At 57.0% G+C, this 19,140-nt stretch carries 17 protein-coding genes; 5 read left to right on the plus strand and 12 right to left on the minus strand.

Going from position 1 to position 19,140, the window contains the following annotated elements; all coding sequences use genetic code 11:
• Window positions 1-194: 194 nt before the first annotated feature.
• From urtD to DSM25558_RS09240, 5 genes are all read right to left on the minus strand, one after another.
• Window positions 195-956, minus strand: a complete 762-nt coding sequence (urtD, locus tag DSM25558_RS09220) for an urea ABC transporter ATP-binding protein UrtD (RefSeq protein ID WP_077104012.1) — start codon at window positions 954-956, stop codon at window positions 195-197.
• A gap of 5 nt (window positions 957-961) precedes the next feature.
• The gene (gene urtC / locus DSM25558_RS09225; RefSeq protein ID WP_077104014.1) at window positions 962-2,113 is read right to left on the minus strand and encodes an urea ABC transporter permease subunit UrtC; all 1,152 of its coding nucleotides are present in this window, start codon (window positions 2,111-2,113) and stop codon (window positions 962-964) included.
• Window positions 2,110-3,726 (minus strand): urea ABC transporter permease subunit UrtB, encoded by a 1,617-nt coding sequence (gene urtB, locus DSM25558_RS09230; protein WP_077104015.1) that lies wholly within the window; start codon window positions 3,724-3,726, stop codon window positions 2,110-2,112. The genes urtC and urtB overlap by 4 nt, the downstream gene beginning before the upstream one ends.
• 322 nt (window positions 3,727-4,048) lie before the next feature.
• Window positions 4,049-5,338, minus strand: a complete 1,290-nt coding sequence (gene urtA, locus DSM25558_RS09235) for an urea ABC transporter substrate-binding protein (protein ID WP_077104017.1) — start codon at window positions 5,336-5,338, stop codon at window positions 4,049-4,051.
• Between the two features lie 192 nt (window positions 5,339-5,530).
• Window positions 5,531-5,731, minus strand: a complete 201-nt coding sequence (locus tag DSM25558_RS09240) for a DUF2735 domain-containing protein (protein ID WP_077104019.1) — start codon at window positions 5,729-5,731, stop codon at window positions 5,531-5,533.
• A 486-nt stretch (window positions 5,732-6,217) separates the two neighbouring features.
• Between DSM25558_RS09240 and DSM25558_RS09245 the strand changes: the two genes are divergently transcribed.
• The 4 genes from DSM25558_RS09245 (at window position 6,218) to DSM25558_RS09260 (ending at window position 12,587) form a co-directional block, all read left to right on the plus strand.
• A complete protein-coding gene (locus tag DSM25558_RS09245) occupies window positions 6,218-7,252 on the plus strand; it encodes a glutamine synthetase beta-grasp domain-containing protein (protein WP_067644538.1) in 1,035 nt (344 codons plus the stop codon).
• 154 nt (window positions 7,253-7,406) lie between these two features.
• Window positions 7,407-8,177: an SDR family oxidoreductase gene (locus DSM25558_RS09250; protein WP_077104021.1), complete on the plus strand. Its 771-nt coding sequence runs from the start codon at window positions 7,407-7,409 to the stop codon at window positions 8,175-8,177.
• Window positions 8,178-8,271: 94 nt separating this feature from the next.
• Window positions 8,272-11,664 carry an ATP-binding protein gene (locus DSM25558_RS09255; RefSeq protein WP_077104022.1) on the plus strand — a complete coding sequence of 1,131 codons (3,393 nt, stop codon included), beginning with the start codon at window positions 8,272-8,274 and terminating at the stop codon, window positions 11,662-11,664.
• Complete coding sequence (locus tag DSM25558_RS09260; protein ID WP_077104024.1) at window positions 11,661-12,587, plus strand: response regulator; 927 nt, start codon at window positions 11,661-11,663, stop codon at window positions 12,585-12,587. The genes DSM25558_RS09255 and DSM25558_RS09260 overlap by 4 nt, the downstream gene beginning before the upstream one ends.
• Window positions 12,588-12,639: 52 nt before the next feature.
• Here the strand turns inward: DSM25558_RS09260 and DSM25558_RS09265 are convergent, their stop codons facing one another.
• The gene (locus DSM25558_RS09265) at window positions 12,640-12,873 is read right to left on the minus strand and encodes a hypothetical protein (RefSeq protein WP_077104026.1); all 234 of its coding nucleotides are present in this window, start codon (window positions 12,871-12,873) and stop codon (window positions 12,640-12,642) included.
• A 124-nt stretch (window positions 12,874-12,997) separates the two neighbouring features.
• Between DSM25558_RS09265 and DSM25558_RS09270 the strand changes: the two genes are divergently transcribed.
• A complete protein-coding gene (locus DSM25558_RS09270; protein WP_077104028.1) occupies window positions 12,998-13,540 on the plus strand; it encodes an AAA family ATPase in 543 nt (180 codons plus the stop codon).
• A 1-nt stretch (window position 13,541) separates the two neighbouring features.
• On the opposite strand, the gene DSM25558_RS09275 is transcribed toward DSM25558_RS09270, so the two are convergent.
• The 6 genes from DSM25558_RS09275 to livM form a co-directional block, all read right to left on the minus strand.
• On the minus strand, window positions 13,542-14,258 hold the full coding sequence (locus DSM25558_RS09275; RefSeq protein WP_077104030.1) for a polysaccharide deacetylase family protein: 717 nt from the start codon (window positions 14,256-14,258) through the stop codon (window positions 13,542-13,544).
• Window positions 14,259-14,399: 141 nt separating this feature from the next.
• Window positions 14,400-15,518, minus strand: coding sequence for a branched-chain amino acid ABC transporter substrate-binding protein (locus tag DSM25558_RS09280; protein ID WP_077104031.1), 1,119 nt, complete (start codon window positions 15,516-15,518; stop codon window positions 14,400-14,402).
• Between the two features lie 115 nt (window positions 15,519-15,633).
• Window positions 15,634-15,987, minus strand: a complete 354-nt coding sequence (locus DSM25558_RS09285) for a DUF6867 family protein (RefSeq protein WP_077104033.1) — start codon at window positions 15,985-15,987, stop codon at window positions 15,634-15,636.
• A gap of 160 nt (window positions 15,988-16,147) precedes the next feature.
• Entirely contained in the window at window positions 16,148-16,876 is a 729-nt protein-coding gene (locus DSM25558_RS09290) for an ABC transporter ATP-binding protein (RefSeq protein ID WP_077104035.1), read from the minus strand.
• Window positions 16,876-17,739, minus strand: a complete 864-nt coding sequence (locus DSM25558_RS09295; protein WP_077104036.1) for an ABC transporter ATP-binding protein — start codon at window positions 17,737-17,739, stop codon at window positions 16,876-16,878. The genes DSM25558_RS09290 and DSM25558_RS09295 overlap by 1 nt, the downstream gene beginning before the upstream one ends.
• Window positions 17,739-19,136, minus strand: coding sequence for a high-affinity branched-chain amino acid ABC transporter permease LivM (gene livM / locus DSM25558_RS09300; protein ID WP_077104038.1), 1,398 nt, complete (start codon window positions 19,134-19,136; stop codon window positions 17,739-17,741). Before livM ends, DSM25558_RS09295 begins: the two co-directional genes overlap by 1 nt.
• Window positions 19,137-19,140 lie beyond the last annotated feature (4 nt).

Below are 19,140 nucleotides of genomic sequence, written 5' to 3' on the forward strand. Positions count from 1 at the left end.
TTTTTGGGTGTGGCTCACCCCCCTCTGCCCTGCCGGGCATCTCCCCCACAGGTGGGGAGATTGGCAAGTGGCAGCCTCTCGGCCATCTTGAACGTCGTAGATAATATGTCGCGCCATCATCTTGCCGATCTCCCCACCTGTGGGGGAGATGCCCGGCAGGGCAGAGGGGGGTGTCACGCGCGCAAACCTCACCATCACCGCCCCAGATAATTCTCGATGACCTTTGGGTCGTTCGACACAAAATCAATCGACCCTTCTGCCAGCACCGAGCCCTCCGCAAGACATGTGACCTTAACACCGAGATCGCGGATGAAGCCCATGTCGTGCTCCACCACCACGACCGAGCGGGTCTTGGCTATCTCTTTCAACAACACAGCCGTTTCTGCCGTCTCAGCATCCGTCATGCCCGCGACCGGCTCATCGACCAGCAGCAGCTTTGGCTCCTGCGCCAGCAGCATGCCGATCTCAAGCCATTGCTTTTGCCCATGCGAAAGATTGGCCGCGAGTGCATCGCGGCGATGACCGAGGCGTACGGTTGTGAGTATTTCCTCAATGCGCGCTTTATCGTCTTTCGTCAGTGTATAGAACAGCGTGGCGAAGACCCCTCGCTTCCGGTTTAGCGCCAGTTCCAGATTGTCCCACACGGTGTGGCTCTCAAACACCGTCGGCTTCTGGAATTTCCGGCCGATGCCGAGCTGGGCGATATCCGCCTCGTCTTTCTTCGTCAGATCGATGCTGTCTTCAAACAGCACCGTGCCGCTGTTGGGTCGCGTCTTGCCGGTGATGATGTCCATCATCGTCGTCTTGCCAGCACCATTGGGGCCGATGATGGCGCGAAGCTCCCCGGGCTCGACCACAAAGGACAGCGAGTTGAGCGCTTTGAAACCATCGAAGGAGACAGACACGCCGTCCAAATAGAGCAGGCTTTTCGTTCTGTTTTCAGAAACCGTGTTCATATCCGTTACTCCGCTGCCTGTTGCGCCGTCTTGGCAGCGTCAGCAGACGCCACCTGCCGCTTTTCACGCCGTCCTGCCAGATGGTGCTGAACAGTGCCGACAATGCCCTTGGGAAAAAAGAGCGTCACCGCAATGAACAGCCCGCCCAGCGCAAACAGCCAGAACTCGGGAAACGCGCCGGTGAAATAGCTCTTCCCGCCATTGACCAGGACAGCGCCGAGGATCGGCCCGATCAAAGTTCCGCGCCCGCCGACTGCCGTCCACACCACGACTTCGATGGAGTTGGCAGGCGAGAACTCACCGGGGTTGATGATGCCCACCTGCGGTACGAACAATGCGCCAGCAATGCCTGCCATCATGGCCGAGACGACGAAGGTGAAGAGCTTGATGTTCTCCACCCGGAAACCCAGGAAGCGCACGCGGCTTTCGGCATCCCGCACACCCACCAGCACCTTGCCGAATTTGGAATTGACGATGCCGGAGGCAATCAGCAGGCATACAGCCAGCATGATGGCTGTCATGGCAAACAGAACTGCGCGTGTGCCATCCGCCTGAACGGAAAATCCGATGATGTCCTTGAAATCCGTCAGGCCGTTATTGCCGCCGAAACCCATATCATTACGGAAGAATGCCAGCAGAAGCGCATAGGTCATGGCTTGTGTGATGATGGAAAGATAGACGCCGTTGACGCGGGAGCGAAAAGCGAGCCAACCAAACACGAAGGCCAAAAGCCCCGGCACGACAAGCACCATCAGCATGGCAAACCAGAACATGTCGAAGCCATGCCAGAACCACGGCAGTTCCTTCCAGTTCAGAAACACCATGAAGTCAGGCAGAATGGGGTGGCCATAGGTACCGCGCGTACCGATCTGCCGCATCAGATACATGCCCATGGCATAACCGCCGAGCGCGAAGAAGGCAGCGTGACCAAGCGAGAGAATGCCGCAATAGCCCCACACCAGATCAAGCGCCAGCGCCAGAATGGCATAGGACAGATACTTGCCCAGCATGGACATGATGTAGGTCGGAATGCGGAAAGCGCTGTCTGCGGGCAAGAGCAAATTGGACGCTGGCACGAGCAGTGCGATGGCCAGAATGATGCCGATGGCGATGGAGATGCGGCGGTCGAGCGCGCGCAGGAGGAAGCCGGTAATCATGCTTCGATCGCCCTTCCCTTGAGTGCGAAGAGACCACGGGGCCGCTTCTGGATGAACAGGATGATGAGGACGAGGACGAGAATTTTGCCGAGAACCGCGCCGACTGTCGGCTCAAGGAACTTGTTGAGCACGCCGAGTGTCAGTGCACCGACAAACGTGCCCCAGAGATTGCCGACACCGCCGAACACCACGACCATGAAGCTATCGATGATGTAGGACTGGCCGAGATTGGGCGAGACATTGTCGATCTGCGATAGCGCCACACCCGCCAGCCCGGCAACGCCGGAGCCTAGTGCGAAGGTGAAGGCATCCACCCACGGCGTGCGAATACCCATGGATGACGCCATGCGGCGATTCTGCGTTACGGCACGCATTTGTAGCCCGAATGATGAGCGCTTGAGCAGGAGCAGCAGCGCAAAGAATACCGACAGCGAGAAACAGACGATCCAGACACGGTTCCAGGTGAAGTTCAGGTAACCGACGCTGAACGAACCGGACATCCAGCTTGGATTGCCAACCTCACGGTTGGTCGGGCCGAAGATGGAGCGAACTCCCTGCTGCAACATCAGCGAGATGCCCCATGTTGCCAACAGTGTTTCCAGCGGACGGCCATAGAGAAAGCGGATCACCCCGCGTTCCATCACCAGACCCACGGCACCCGTGACCAGAAACGCCACCGGCAGCGCAATGGTCAGCGACCAGTCGAACATCACAGGGTAATTGTTGCGGATCACCTCCTGCACCATGAAGGTGGAGTAAGCCCCAATCATCACCATCTCGCCATGCGCCATGTTGATGATGCCCATCACGCCAAAGGTGATGGCAAGGCCGATGGCCGCAAGCAGCAGCACGGAACCGAGCGACAGGCCATACCAGATGTTCTGCGCGGCATCCCAAAGCGCCAAAGTGCTTTCAATATGGGAAATCGCGGCATCGACATCGGGTTTCAGGCTGTCATCGGTAACAGGCGCAGCCGCCATCAGAATGCTGATGGCACCACGCCCACCCAGGCTTTTGATGGTCTCGATGGCAGCGCGCTTTTCGTCGATGGAGCGATCGGAGGCCAGCAGCGATACGGCACGCGCTTCTTCCATGCGGGTGCGCACCTGCGCGTCCGTTTCCTTGGCAAGCGCCGCCTCCAGCAATTGCAGGTTTTCGGCACTCGGCGCTTTCAAAACGGCATCGGCGGCAGAAAGGCGAACGGATTTATCAGGGCTGAGCAGCGTCAAGCCACCAAGGGCTGCGCGAATGACACGGCGAAGGTTGTTGTTGACCCTGATCTTGGTCACGGCAGCCTTTGGCACCTCGCCAGCACTGGCACCCGTCAACGGATCGATCAGCGTGAAATTGGCCCCAGCGGCTTTGGCCATGAAAACCAGATTGTCGGCCTTGCGGACGTAGAGATCACCCTCGGCATAAGCTTCCAGCGCGGGCACCACACGCGGGTCTCCGGTTGCGGCAATCTGCCCGGTGAGCGTTTCAGCCTGTTTGAAATCTGCGGTACCTAGCGCATCGATCAGCGCTTTGGGGTCACTCTGCTGGGCAAAGGACGGAGCGGCGATCCCCAGCGTCAGCCATAGGAACATGGCTCGAAGAAGAAATCGGATCGTCATGTCAGCTCCTCATTGCAACAATGCTTCAGTGCGGGTGTTTGAGCGTTGTGGGTGTGGCTTACCCCCTCTGCCCTACCGGGCAAGGAGGGAGATCGGAAAGACGTGAGCGGCGAGCCAGAGTTGAAGGCGATATGTTACCTCCAAGCGATCCACCCTCTCGACGTCATCCTCGGGCTTGACCCGAGGATCTAACCACGTTGACTGCACTCTCTCGCCAATGACGAGCGCGGAGCGGCGGCAGCAGACCCTCGGGTCAAGCCCGAGGATGACGTTGGAGTGGGAAGAGGCGCTCCTTAAAGGTGCGCCTCAAACCTCCTCAGGATTACATCCCCTTACCGCCGCACTTACCCGTAGCGACATTGAAGTTGCCGCAAGACATCGGCTTGCGCCAATCCGAGATCAGGTCTTTCGAGTCCGGCAAATAATCCGACCATTCGTCGCCCACGACCTGAGCGGTCTGCTGCACGATTTCGAACTGGCCGTCCGACTGGATCTCACCGATCAGCACTGGCTTGGTGATGTGGTGGTTCGGCATGACGGTGGCGTAACCGCCGGAGAGGTTCGGAACAGAGACGCCGATGATCGAGTCCAGCACCTTGTCGGTGTCCGTCGTGCCTGCGGCCTCGACAGCCTTAACCCATGCATTGAAGCCGATATAGGCGGCCTCCATCGGGTCGTTGGTCACGCGCTTGTCGTTCTTCGTAAAGGCATGCCATTCCTTGATGAACTCGGCATTCACAGGGCTATCGACGGACTGGAAGTAGTTCCAGGCGGCAAGGTGACCGACCAGTGGGCCGGTATCGAGACCGGCGAGTTCTTCTTCACCAACCGAGAAGGCAACGACCGGGATGTCTTCAGCCTTCACGCCCTGGTTTGCCAGTTCCTTGTAGAAGGGAACGTTGGCATCACCATTGATGGTGGAAACGACGGCGGTCTTCTTGCCGGCAGAGCCGAATTTCTTGATGTCGGAGACGATGGTCTGCCAATCGGAGTGACCGAACGGCGTATAGTTGACCATGATGTCTTCAGGCTTCACGCCCTTGGATTCCAGATAGGCCTTGAGGATTTTGTTGGTCGTCTGTGGGTAGACATAGTCCGTGCCGGCCAGAACCCAGCGCTCGACGCCTTCGGTGCTGGCGAGGTAATCCACCGCTGGAATAGCCTGCTGGTTGGGAGCAGCACCGGTGTAGAAAATGTTGCGGGAGGATTCTTCACCCTCATACTGCACGGGGTAGAAGAGGATGGAATTCAGCTCTTCGAAAACTGGCAGAACGGACTTGCGCGAAGACGATGTCCAGCAACCGAAAACGGCCGCGACCTTATCTTGGCTAATCAGCTGACGGGCTTTTTCAGCAAACAGCGGCCAGTCGGAGGCCGGATCGACCACGACGGCTTCGAGCTTCTTGCCGAGAACGCCGCCCTTCTTGTTCTGCTCATCGATGAGCATCAACATGGCGTCTTTCAGCGTTGTCTCGGAAATCGCCATCGTGCCGGACAGCGAGTGCAGCACGCCGATCTTGATCGTATCGTCAGCGGCAAAAGCGCCGTGGAATGCGGTGGTGGATAAAATGGCACCGAGCAAAGCGCCGGTCAGCATCTTCTTGAAAGTCATCGGAAGGACCCCTCTCCTGTTCAGCCTCTTTGGGCTCAGCGGTTATTTTACCGCTGCTGGAGGGGACTATCGGTCTCGCATCTGCAAAACCGTATACGTCAATTGACGTAGGTGGGGTGGCGAAACCGGAACGCTCGCCCATTCCTCCCGGCGCGCATCGGATTGCGCCGAGACATGCTGGAGATCAAGCGCTCAATTGTGCGGCTTGTCGGTATCAGAATTTTCGAGAATCGCTTCTTGATGATACCAGCTATCGAAGTCGATATGCGTCTTCGGCGCTGTGACCGAGGGACCGTTCAAAATAACATCGTTGCGCAGTCCCTTAAAGCCTGAACGGCCGCCAACGGGAAACTGGTAGATGGTTGCGCTCTCCATATGCGGTTCGCTTCTCATGACATTCACTCTTTCGTTGAATACCCGGCATTGTTGCTTCACCTGGAATATACTCTCAAAAAAGCTGAAAAGCACCCCAGCTGATTAAAAAAATATCAATAAGCCTAAAAATTAGGCGGCACATAATCAGTTTGATCTAAAGAACAGTCTTTATGCAGATATCGACTCAAACTGAGAATTTTTTGCGGGAAATTTGAGCTCACACGCCAAAACGGCATCATTTTTGACCAAAAATAGCGCCTGCCCCTGCGAAAGCATCGGAAATTGCACGATTTTCCAAATTTGTGACGTTGGGCGTTTCACCGAATTTTTGCCCTCGAGAATCACTTTGTGCCAGAAAAATGAAGATGACCTTATCTCAACAGCGAAACTGGCACGGCGCATGCTTCTGTAAGGGCAGCACTTGAAAGCGGGAACGGTTGAGAAAACGGTTTTACCCGCAGAAGGATATCAAGGCTTCGCATCTTAACCTATGAGAGGTTCGTAATGACTAAGTTCAAACTCGAGTACATCTGGCTGGATGGTTACAAGCCGGTAGCAAACCTGCGCGGCAAGACGCAGATCAAGGAATTCGACGAATTCCCGACACTCGAGCAGCTTCCGCTCTGGGGCTTCGATGGCTCCTCCACGATGCAGGCCGAAGGCCATAGCTCGGATTGCGTTCTGAAGCCCGTCGCCATCTACCCAGATCCAGCCCGCACCAACGGCGCACTCGTGATGTGCGAAGTCATGATGCCGGATGGCGTTACGCCGCACGCATCCAACAGCCGCGCGACGATCCTTGATGACGAAGGCGCATGGTTCGGCTTCGAGCAGGAATACTTCTTCTACGAAGATGGTCGTCCGCTCGGCTTCCCTGAGCAGGGTTACCCAGCTCCACAGGGGCCATATTACACAGGCGTCGGCTACAAGAACGTCGGCTCCATCGCTCGCGAAATCGTTGAAGAGCACCTCGACCTCTGCCTCGAAGCCGGCATCAACCACGAAGGCATCAACGCCGAAGTGGCCAAGGGCCAGTGGGAATTCCAGGTGTTCGGCAAGGGCTCCAAGAGCGCGGCCGACCAGATCTGGATCGCGCGTTACCTGCTTCTTCGCCTCTGCGAAAAGTATGGCATCGACGTCGAATTCCACTGCAAGCCACTCGGCGACACCGACTGGAACGGTTCTGGCATGCACTGCAACTTCTCCACTAAGTTCATGCGTGAAGTTGGCGGCAAGGAATATTTCGAAGCGCTCATGGCTGCTTTTGAAAAGAACTGGAAAGAGCACATCGACGTTTACGGCCCAGACAACCATCTGCGCCTGACCGGCAAGCACGAAACAGCGCCTTGGAACAAGTTCTCCTACGGCATCGCTGACCGTGGCGCGTCGATCCGCGTTCCGCATTCCTTCGTCAACAACGGCTACAAGGGCTACCTCGAAGACCGTCGTCCGAACAGCCAGGGCTGCCCATACCAGATCGCTTCCGTCGTCCTCCAGACGATTGCTGAAGTGCCACTCGCAAAGTCTGCTGCTGCCTGATAAATCAGAAGATGGCGTCGCTCGTTCCGGGTGACGCCATTTTTGTGTCCAGAGTTTGCAATTGCGAACGGCTGGTCGCTCAGTTGACCTTTTCCTCCCTCGTACGCGCCCTATTCTCTGCGCTGACGTAACCAATAAATCGGGACGGTGAGCGATGGGCATTCTCCAAAAATTCTCTCTGGAACACCGCACGGCCATCATCACCGGCAGCGGGCGCGGCCTCGGCTTTGAAATTGCCAAGGCCTTTACCGAGGCGGGAGCCCATGTCTGGCTGACCGGGCGCAATGCCGAAACACTGGAAAAATCGGTCAACAGCCTTCGTGAAGCCGGCGGCAAAGCGGACTATGCCGCCTTCGATATCGCGGACACCGCCGCTGGCAGCGACCTCGTTCGCCACATCATGAAAGAGGCCGGGCACCTCGATATTCTTGTCAACAATGTTGGAGCACGGGACCGTCGTCCGCTCTGTGACTTCCAGGACAATGACGTGCTGGATCTTATCCGCACCGACCTCACATCCTCCATTTGCCTGTCGCGTGATGCAGCAGAAGCCATGAACGCAAACGGCTACGGGCGTATCATTACGATCACCTCAATCCTCGGCCATGTGGTGAAGCCCGGCGATGCGATCTACCCGGTTGCCAAGCAGGGCCTGACCGGAATGATGCGCAGCATCGCTGTGGAATATGGCGCGCGCGGCATCACCAGCAATGCCATCGCACCCGGCATGTTCGCAACGGAAACCAATGCGGCGCTTGCAGAAGACCCGGATATGCTGGCTTTCGCCAAGCTGCGCGTACCCCTGGAGCGCTGGGGAAAACCGGATGAAATCGCTGGTGCGGCCCTGTTTCTGGCCAGCGAGGCGGCATCTTTCGTCAATGGCCACGTACTGACTGTGGATGGCGGCATGTCGGTCCGCCTTTAAGACCCGTGGCACCGTATTTCTCTTGCAAACCAAGACCGTTAGCCCGAATGTGCACAATTGAGCATCACCCCAGAAAAGGCGCTGGTTTTTAGGCATGGCCGCACGGCAACGCATCATCCCCGTCAGGCGCGAATATAACCGCTGGGTCGCCAACCAGACGCTGGAAGATTATGCGCTGCGCTTCACGGCCAAAAGCGCGCGGCAATTCTCCTCCAGCCGCATCTCTCACACTGCCATCGGCGCGATTTCCTTTCTGGCGCTCGAAGCCATCGGCGGCGCGATCACCCTCTCCTACGGCACGACAAACGCATTCTTCGCCATTCTCGTCGCTGCCTCCGTGATGCTGGCGGTGGGCGTGCCGATCAGCCGCTACGCCATCCGCTACGGCGTCGATATCGACCTACTGACGCGCGGTGCGAGCTTCGGTTATATCGGCTCCACCATCACCTCGCTGATCTACGCCGCTTTCACCTTCATGCTGTTTGCCATCGAGGCATCGATCATGTCCGGCGCGCTAGAGCTGGCGCTCGGCATACCGCTCTGGATGGGCTATATCATTTCGGCCATCATGGTCATTCCGCTCGTCACCCATGGCGTGCGCCTGATCAGCCGTTTCCAGATCATCACCCAGCCTTTCTGGATCGTCCTTAACGTCCTGCCCTTCATCTTCATTGCGTTTCTGGATTGGGAAAAATTCGATCTGTGGCGGGCCTTTGCCGGCATCCACCACGCTTCAGGCCCGCCCGGAACGACTGCCGATTTCAATCTGATCGAATTCGGCGCAGCCTCCGCCGTCATTCTGGCGCTGATGTCGCAGATTGGCGAACAGGTGGATTTCCTTCGCTTCCTGCCCGCAGAGGGCAAGCTGAAGCTACGGCACCGCTTTGCCGTGTTTCTCGCCGGTGCTGGCTGGGTGCTGGTCGGCGTGCCGAAACTTCTGGCGGGCTCCTTCCTTGTGGTGCTCACCTTCAGCTCCGGCGTTCCCGTGGATCGTGCCGCAGATCCATCGCAAATGTACCTCACCGCCTTCGGCTATATGATCCCGAACGAAAACGCCGCTTTGTTGCTGATGGTGGCGTTCGTTGTCGTTTCGCAGTTGAAGATCAACGTCATGAACGCTTATGCCGGGTCGCTGGCATGGTCGAACTTTTTCTCGCGCCTTACCCACAGTCACCCCGGTCGCGTCGTCTGGCTCGTCTTCAACGTGCTGATCGCGCTACTGTTGATGGAACTCGGCATCTACCGGCTGCTGGAAGAAACGCTCGGCATCTTCTCCATCATCGCCATGGCATGGCTGTGCACCATCTCCGCCGACCTCTTCATTAACAAGCCGCTGGGCCTTGCGCCGCCTGGCATCGAATTCAAACGCGCGCATCTCTACGACATCAACCCCGTCGGCGTCGGCACCATGGCGCTTTCGGCGACGATAGCACTTACCGCGCATTTCGGCCTTTTCGGCAGCCTCGCCGCTTCTCTTGCGCCGTACCTCACATTGGTTATCGCCTTCACCGTTTCGCCACTGCTCGCCTGGGGAACCAAGGGCAAGTTCTACCTTGCCCGCAAGCCACGACAGAAATGGAAGCATGAAAGCAGCATCACCTGCTCCATCTGCGAACATCCGTTCGAACCGGAAGACATGGCGTGGTGCCCGGCCTATGCCGCGCCGATCTGTTCGCTGTGCTGCTCGCTGGATAGCCGCTGCCATGATATGTGCAAGCCGAAGGCCAAGCTGAATTATCAGGTGGCCACCGTCGCCCGCTCCTTCCTGCCGGATGATCTGGTGGCCCGGCTCGCCACCCGGCTGGGGCGCTACGCCATGTCGGCGGCGCTGGCCATCATCCTGTTGGGCGCTACCCTGGCGCTGATTGCCCATCAGGTCGGCACCGCCTCCCCCGCAACCGTCGATGTGGTCAATCGCACCATCCTTGCCGTCTTCTTCGTCTTTGCCGTCATTGCCGGTATCGTCTGCTGGTTTCTGGTTCTGGCCCATGACAGCCGCGTCGTGGCAGAAGAAGAATCCTCTCGCCAGAACACGCTTCTGCTGAAGGAAATCGCCGCCCATAAAAAGACGGACGCCGCACTTCAGAACGCCAAAGACACGGCGGAAGCCGCCAACCGCGCAAAAAGCCGCTATGTCGTTGGCCTCAGCCACGAATTGCGCACGCCGCTGAATGCCGTTCTCGGCTATGCGCAGATCCTCGAGCGCGACGAAACGATACCGCAGCCGCGCCAATCCGCTATCAAGGTCATCCGCCGCTCCGCTGATCATCTGTCGGGGCTGATCGATGGCCTGCTGGATATTTCAAAGATCGAAGCAGGCCGGTTGCAGGTCTATTCCAACGAAATCAACATTCAGGATTTCCTCGACCAGATCATCGATCTGTTCCGCCCACAGGCGCAGGCAAAGGGGCTGGAATTGTTGCATGAGCGCACACGCGCACTGCCGCAATATGTCCGTACCGATGAAAAGCGCCTGCGCCAGATCCTTGTCAATCTTCTCTCAAACGCCATCAAATTCACCGATACTGGCATCGTCAATTTCGATGTCGCCTATCGCAGCCAGGTCGCGACGTTCACCATTTCAGATACGGGACGCGGCATTGCCGAAAAGGATTTGAGCCGCATCTATGAGCCCTTCCAGCGCGGCGAGGCCGAAAGCATTCGCCCCATGCCGGGCCTTGGGCTCGGGCTCACCATCACCCAGCTCTTGACCAACACGCTGGGCGGTGAAATCTCCGTCGTTAGCGAGAAAGACAAGGGTTCGACCTTCAAGGTGCGTCTGATGCTTTCCGCGGTGGATCGTCCCAGCACCGCGCCCGCGCCGGAAAAAACCATCGTCTCCTATTCCGGCCCACGCCGCACAATCGTCGTGGTTGACGATAATGAGGATCATCGCGAATTGATGCGCGAGGTGCTCGGTCCCCTCGATTTCGTCGTGCTGACGGCGCAGAGCGGCCCGGATTGCCTGACGCTCATCGAAGGCGTCCAGCCCGACCTCTTCCTCATCGACATTTCCATGCCCGGCATGAGCGGCTGGCAACTGGTGACGAGGTTGCGCGCGGCAGGCCAGACGGCACCGCTCATCATGCTCTCGGCCAATATTGGTGACGGGTCGATTGCCGGTGCGGGTGATGACAATCACAACGACACGATTGCCAAGCCCGTCGACATTCGCCGCCTGTGCGACAAGCTCGCCGTTCATCTTGGCCTGACATGGGTCTATGACACGGATGCCACTGCCCCACCCAAACCCGCCAAAGCCGAAATCACCAGTCCGGGGCCATCGCACATCAAGGATTTGCAGCAACTGGGTGAAATCGGTTACATCAGAGGTATCGAGGCAAAGCTTGCCGATCTCGCCCGCACATCGGAAAACATCGCCTTCACCGAAGAACTGACAAGTTATGTGCAGGCCTTCGACATGGCGGGCTATGCCGCCTTCCTCCGCCGTTTTGAAAACCTATCAGCCAAGGAGCGTCAGCCATGAGCTTACAGCCTGCCGCGCTCGCGAAGGATATCGTTCTTCTGGTGGATGACAGCCCTGATGCCCTGGGCTTCCTGACCGATGCGCTGGAGCAATCCGGCTTTTCCGTGCTGATCGCCACCTCCGGGCAGTCCGCACTCAACATCGCCGAACGCATCACACCCGATATCATCCTGCTCGACGCCGTCATGCCGTCCATGGACGGTTTCGAGACCTGTACACGGCTGAAATCCAACGCCGCAGTGACGCAGGTGCCGGTCATCTTCATGACGGGGCTGACCGAGACGGAGCATGTCGTGCGGGCGCTCGAATCCGGCGGCGTGGATTATCTGACCAAGCCGATCAATATCGATGAATTGCGCGCCCGCATACGCGTTCATCTGTCCAACGCCCGCTCCGCACAGAGCGCGCGCGTGGCGCTGGATGCCGCAGGCCGCCACCTGCTGGCGGTGCGCGCAAACGGTGCCATCCACTGGTCAACCCCACAGGCAACACGGCTGGTCAACGCCGCAACAGGTCGCGATGACGGGCTGGAGATCGTGACGCAACACATCGCAGGCTGGCTGGCCAATCGCGGAAACGATGCGCTTCGGGATGCGCCGCTGACCATTCAACAGGCGGACCGCGCCACGTTGCAGCTGACATTCCTCGGTGCCATGGGACCGGACGAGCATCTATTTCGGCTCACTGCTGCCAGCGATAAATCCGCCGATGCCATGTTGCGCCAGCATTTTTCGCTGACCATCCGTGAATCCGAAGTGTTGCTGTGGATTGCCAAAGGAAAATCAAATCGCGATATCGGCGATATTCTCGGTCTATCCGCCCGTACGGTGAACAAGCATCTGGAGCAGATTTACGTCAAGCTCGGCGTTGAAAATCGTGCTTCCGCCGCTGTCAAAGCGGCCCACATTCTGCACGACGCATAGCAAAACGGGCGCAGAAACTGCACCCGTTTGTGGACATATAATGTGACACCGATTAACGGCAGACGCGGGTTTCTTTGATGACAACGCGGCCGTGATGATTAGTGCGCACTTTCTTGACGAAACAATCGCGTGCTGGGCGATGATGGCGCGGACGGTATTCTTCACGCACTGGCTGGCGAACGACGCGTTCGGTGGTCGTGACTGTCACACCTTGGGCAAAAGAAGGAGCGGCGAAGGTGAAAACAGACGAAACTGCGATCAAAGACGAGATGAGAAGTATTTTCATGGCGAGACCTCATTGTTATGTTGCGAACAAACGTTCGATAACGTCAGCGGTTCCAGCGAAAAACATTAAACCTGCGTAATGTTGCTCATCCGAAAAAGCGTAGATCTTCCAGCGACATAGAAGAATGAATATTAGAAAAGACACCAATAATCTGATCGTCCTCTCCGGCTGCTCGGGTGGCGGCAAATCCACTCTGCTGAACGAGCTTGTCAAACGCGGTTACGCCACCGTCGAAGAACCCGGCCGCCGTATCGTCAGCCAGGAAATGCAGAGCAAGGGAACGGCGCTGCCGTGGGTCGACATGGAGGCATTTGCCCGCCATGCCGTCGCGATGGCACTGGTTGATCGGGATAATGCACCAGAGAGAGATTGGGTGTTCTTTGATCGCGGGTTGATCGATGCGGCCTCCGCCCTTCATCAGGTTTGCGGCAATGGCTTCCTGCACGAGCTGAAACACCTCCACCGCTACAATCCCCTCGTCTTCCTGACGCCGCCGTGGCCAGAAATCTACGTAACGGATGGCGAACGCCAGCATGATTTCGCGGCAGCTGTCGATGAGTATGAACGCTTGCTTCGCGATTATACTCATCTTGACTACGAGACCATCATACTGCCGAAACTGAGTGTCAGCGAACGCGCCGATTTCGTTTTGAACCGCCTCGGCTGAACTACTGGTTCTGGATAAGCTGTGACACGGTGACGAATTCGAAGCCGCGTTGACGCAGTCCATCGATGATCTGCGGCAGGGCTTGGCGCGACACTTCACGGCTGCGATACATGACGTGCAGGATGATGATCGATCCATTTTTGGCGTTATCGAGGACATAGCGTGTCATCGCATCGGCATTATCGGCCACTTCAGGGAACGATTCCGGCTCGACATCCCACATGATGGTTTTTCGACCGTGCTGCGAGAGATACCATGGGAGTGTAACGAGCTTTTTGCCATAGGGTGGACGAAACACGATTTCGCCCTGATATCCCGCAGCCCGGATCGCCACATCCGTGCGCTCGATCTCTTCCTTCACGCGCGTCGATCCCATCCACGCCATGTTGGAATGCGAATAGGAGTGATTGCCGATCTCATGACCTGCCGCCATGATCAATCGCGCCAGCGGTAGATTTTCCTCTATTTCTTTACCAGTCAGGAAGAACGTCGCGGTGACGTTGCGATCCCTGAGAATGCTCAAGACATCCTGCGTAAAACGCGGCGACGGGCCGTCGTCAAAGGTCAGCGCCACAATCGGCTTGTCGGTCTCTACCCTCGCGACGATGTCGCCGAACAATTGCGTGGTGCGGGATTTGCTCAAGAGGTGCACACCGATCAAGACACCGACGAGGGCAACGAGGAAGAGGAAAACAGGAATAAACCGCCGAACCACCATTGCTACCTCTGTTTGCAATTTTTGCGCAACGTTGTTGTTTCCTGCCTTGTTGGCTCCATTATGGCAATGCCAGTCGGAATACGCCCCAAACGAAAAAGCCCGGCATCTCTGCCGGGCTTTCTGGTATTAGGTCGATAAGGCTCAGGTGCCCTGCTGGAAGTAGCTATACTTGCCGTCTGGGCCCTTCTTCCACTCGTACATGACGTAGCCTGGAAGCTTCGGGTCACCCTTTTCGTCGAAGGAAAGTTCGCCGAGAACGGTGGAGAACTTGCCCTTCTTCATCGCAGCAGCAACTTTTTCGGCGTCGAGCGAGCCAGCATCCTTGGCAGCAGCAGCGATCGTCTGCAAAGCGGCGTAGGAATACAGCGTGTAAGCTTCAGGGTTGAAGCCCGCAGCCTTGAACTTGGCAACCAGATCCTTGTTGGCAGGGTTGATGGTTGGATCAGGACCGAATGTGTTGAGCGTACCTTCAACGGCATCGCCAGCGATGGAAGCCAGTTCGTTGGAGACGATGCCGTCACCGGAAACGAGCTTGGCTTTCAGGCCCTGGTCGGCAGCCTGGCGGATGATGAGACCTGCTTCGGTGTGGAGACCACCCCAATAGATAACCGTAACGCCAGCTTCCTTCATCTTGGCGATGAGGGCCGAGAAGTCCTTGTCGCCAACGTTTATGCCTTCATAGATGGCTTCTTTGACGCCAGCAGCGTTTGCTGCCTTCTTGGTTTCATCGGCAAGACCCTGACCGTAAGGTGTCTTATCGTGAATGATAGCGACTTTTGCGTCCTTGTAGTGATCGGCCAGATACTTGCCGGCGATACCACCCTGCTGGTCGTCACGACCGCAGGTACGGAACGTGTTCCACAGACCGCGTTCGGTGAAAACAGGGTTTGTCGCAGCAGGCGTGATTTCGAGGATGCCGTTTTCTGCATAGACTTCAGATGCCGGGATCGAAACGCCCGAGTTGAAGTGACCGACAACGAACTTGACGCCGTCAGCAACGAACTTGTTGGCAACCGAGATGCCCTGCTTCGGGTCGGAAACGTCGTCGCCAAGCACGATCTTGATCTTTTCGCCGTTGATCCCACCGGCAGCATTGATATCTGCCGCAGCCTGCTCAGCACCCTTCTGGAGCTGTGCACCAAAAGCCGCATTCGGGCCTGTCAAAGGACCGCCGACGCCGACAAGAATGTCAGCCCAGGCAGAACCACTGAAGGCGACCATTGCGGTCAGCGCAACTGCGGAAAGAAGAGACTTCTTCATTATATTACTCCCAGTTCCATGGTTGGGTTGTTTATCCATGCCTGCTCAGCACCCACCTTAACTGCTCAGGCTGTTCCACTCTTGCGGGCATTCTGAATTCAGAAAAACGCCGCTGTCAATCTTTCTTCTTATAAGAAAACGCTGAAGTCCGTTCATACAGCCAATAGTACCTATCGACCATCTGGCTGGTGCGCCGCATGCGGAAACCAACCGTTGCTAGAACGAGCAGAAGAACGACATCGATCAGGTAATAGAAGCCATTGAGCATAGGACCTGCAAACAGCGAATAGTGTAGGAAGCGCATCACGACGCCTAAAAGCAGCACGTAAACGACGACCATTGGATATTCGCCCCAGCCATCCGCCACGGACTTGCCAGCCCGCCACGCCGTCCAGAACCCAAGAAGGACGACCAGCACGCGTAGAACGTACCGCACACCGATGTCACTTTCGAAAAAAAGTCCCTGCATCTTTTTCCCCATCCGTGCCCCGAAGCGGTTTCGCCGCAGAGCATGCCTTTGGTATTGCGCCCACCGTTTATCGGAAGGCTTTATTGTTATCTGTGATCGACAAAGCCCAACGGAGGTATTTGCCGATGATCCGCGCCCGCAAACACAGGCGCAGACATAATCAGTGACGACCGCCTTCGAGATAGGCTGCGCGCACTTCCGGATTTGCCAGAAGTTCCTTGCCGGAACCGCTCATCGTGACCTTGCCATTGACCATGACGTAAGCCCGATCAGACAGTTTCAAGGCTGCAAACGCGTTCTGCTCCACCAGAAAGACGGTGAGCCCTTCTTCCTTGTTGAGCGTCTTGATCGCTTCGAAGATACCCTTGACGATCAAAGGCGCGAGGCCAAGCGACGGCTCGTCCAGCAAAAGCAATTTAGGGCGGGACATCAACGCGCGACCGATGGACAACATCTGCTGCTCACCACCCGAAAGCGTGCCGCCGCGCTGGCTCTGACGTTCCTTCAGACGCGGGAACATCACGAAAATCTTTTCGACGTCCTCTTTGAAATATTTGAGGTTATCGAGATTTGCGCCCATCTGGAGATTTTCCAGCACAGTCATACGCGGAAAGATACGACGCCCCTCAGGCGACTGAGCGATGCGCCTGCGGGCGATAAGATGCGTCGGGATCTGGGTGATGTCTTCACCATCGAATATCACCGAGCCGGTGCGCGCCTGCGGACTGCCGCAGATCGTCATCATCAGCGTCGACTTGCCAGCACCGTTGGCACCGATCAGGCTGACGATTTCACCCTTGTTGACTTCCACATCGACGCCAGCGAGAGCGCGAATGTTTCCATAATAGGTTTCGACGTTCTGGACTTTGAGAAGGGGTTCAACGGACATCAAAGCGTTCCCCCAAGTTCTTCTGCAATCACTTCTTCCACTTCATCATCCTCGACACCCAAATAGGCGGCGATGACCTTCGGGTCGTTCTTCACATGATCTGGCGTACCATCGGAAATCTTCTGACCATATTCGAGAACCACGACGTGATCGGAAATCTCCATCACGACAGACATATCATGCTCGATGAGGAGCAAGGACGTGCCCTCAGCTCGGATGCCGCGCAACAGGTTGTTGAGCGCCAGCGATTCCTTCGGATTGAGACCGGCCGCCGGTTCATCAAGGCACAAGAGTTCCGGCTCTGTGCACATGGCACGTGCGATCTCCAGACGACGCTGCGCGCCATAGGGAAGATCGCCAGCAGGATCGTCAGCGCGATCCGTCAGATCGGCCTTGTCCAGCCAGTATTTGGCCTTCTCGATCGCCGCGGCTGCTGCCTTGCTATAGGTCGGCAGCCCCAGAAGGCCGAGGATGGTGTAGCCAGACGCCTTCATCAGCGCGTTGTGCTGGGCGACCAGCAGGTTTTCTAGCACCGTCAGACCGGAGAAAAGCCGGATATTCTGGAAGGTGCGGGCAACCTTGGCTTTCTTTGTGATCTCGAAATCCGGCAACCGCTCAAGGAGATGCTCCTCACCGGTTTTCCGACGCATGGTGATCATGCCCATCGTCGGCTTGTAGAAGCCGGTGATGCAGTTGAAGACAGTCGTCTTGCCTGCGCCATTCGGCCCGATCAGAGCGGTGATGTCTCCGCGCTTGGCCTCGAAGGAGAAGTCGTTGATGGCCATCAGGCCGCCAAACTTCATGGACAAGTGTTCGACTTTCAGGATCGTGTCTTGTGTCATGTCAATGTTTCCGGAAGCCATCAGCCGTGACCTTCCTTGGTAAAGCTGCCGGAGACGGACTTGCGCTCTTTCAGGAAGGCCGTGGGTTCACGAGAGCCGACAAAACCGCGAGGTTTGAACAGCATGACGATGATCATCGCCAGGCCGAACAGCAGCATACGGTAGAGTTCCGGTGTGAAATCGGGTCCGAAGATGTGCTTGAGGAATTCCATTTCGCGCAGCAGTTCCGTACCACCCACCATGACAACAGCCGCAATAGCGATCCCCGTCAGCGAACCCATACCACCAAGAACGACGATGGCGAGAATGACGGCCGATTCCAGGAAGACGAAGCTTTCCGGCGAGACGAAACCCTGACGTGCCGCAAAGAATGAGCCCGCAAAACCGCCGAACATGGCGCCGGTCGCAAAGGCGGTCAGCTTGGTCTTGACGGTATCGATACCGAGCGAACGGCAGGCGATTTCATCTTCACGCAAGGCTTCCCATGCACGACCGATCGGCATGCGGCGCAGCTTGATCGTGACGTAAGCCGTCAGCATGCACAGCAACAGAATGACGTAGAACAGGAAAATCTTGTAGTAGGACGACGACATCGTCAGACCGAATGTCTTGGCGAAGTTGTTGGGCGCGCCGACATCGAAAGACCAGATGCCGAAGACGGATGCCTTGGCGATGCCCGAAATACCGAATGTTCCCTTGGTGACGTCCGTCCAGTTAAGCAGCACAAGCCGGATAATCTCACCGAAGGCCAGTGTAACGATGGCGAGGTAGTCGCCGCGCAGGCGCAGCACGGGAAAGCCGAGGATAATGCCCCAGAAGGCGGCCAGAACGCCGGCCATCGGCAGGAGAACCCAGAACGACAATCCAAAGTGACTGGATAGCAGGGCGTAGGAATAGGCACCGACCGCATAGAAGGCAACGTAACCCAGATCGAGCAGGCCAGCGAGGCCAACCACGATGTTGAGACCCCATGCCAGCATGACATAGATCAGAATCTGGATGCCGAAGTTATCGACGAGCTTCAACGATCCCTGGAAACCAAAGAGACCAACGGCAATCGCGGGATAGATCAGCAGAAACACCAGCGCGATCTTAAGGAAATGCTTGCGAAAGAAACCTTTCTCTTCGGAAACTTCCAGAATGCCGGACTTGGCCTTTGCCAGTTTGCGGCTGTCCAGATGCGGCTTGATGAAGCCCACGACGAGGAAACGACCAACGGCTGCAATGGCGACGAAGATGGCCAGAAGGCCCCAGCGCGTGCCCCAGATCAACTGGTTGTTGATGTCCTGATAGGTGACGATGCCAACGTAAAGAACGAACATTCCCAGCGAGACGACACCCGCCAGCAAGCCTTCCTTCAGGGCCTGCGCCATAAGGCTCTGGCCGGAGGTTGCTTTTTCGGAAGTGATATTTGCCATGATC

Origin of the sequence: Agrobacterium sp. DSM 25558 (genome assembly GCF_900100825.1) — a bacterium.
Lineage (GTDB): Bacteria > Pseudomonadota > Alphaproteobacteria > Rhizobiales > Rhizobiaceae > Agrobacterium.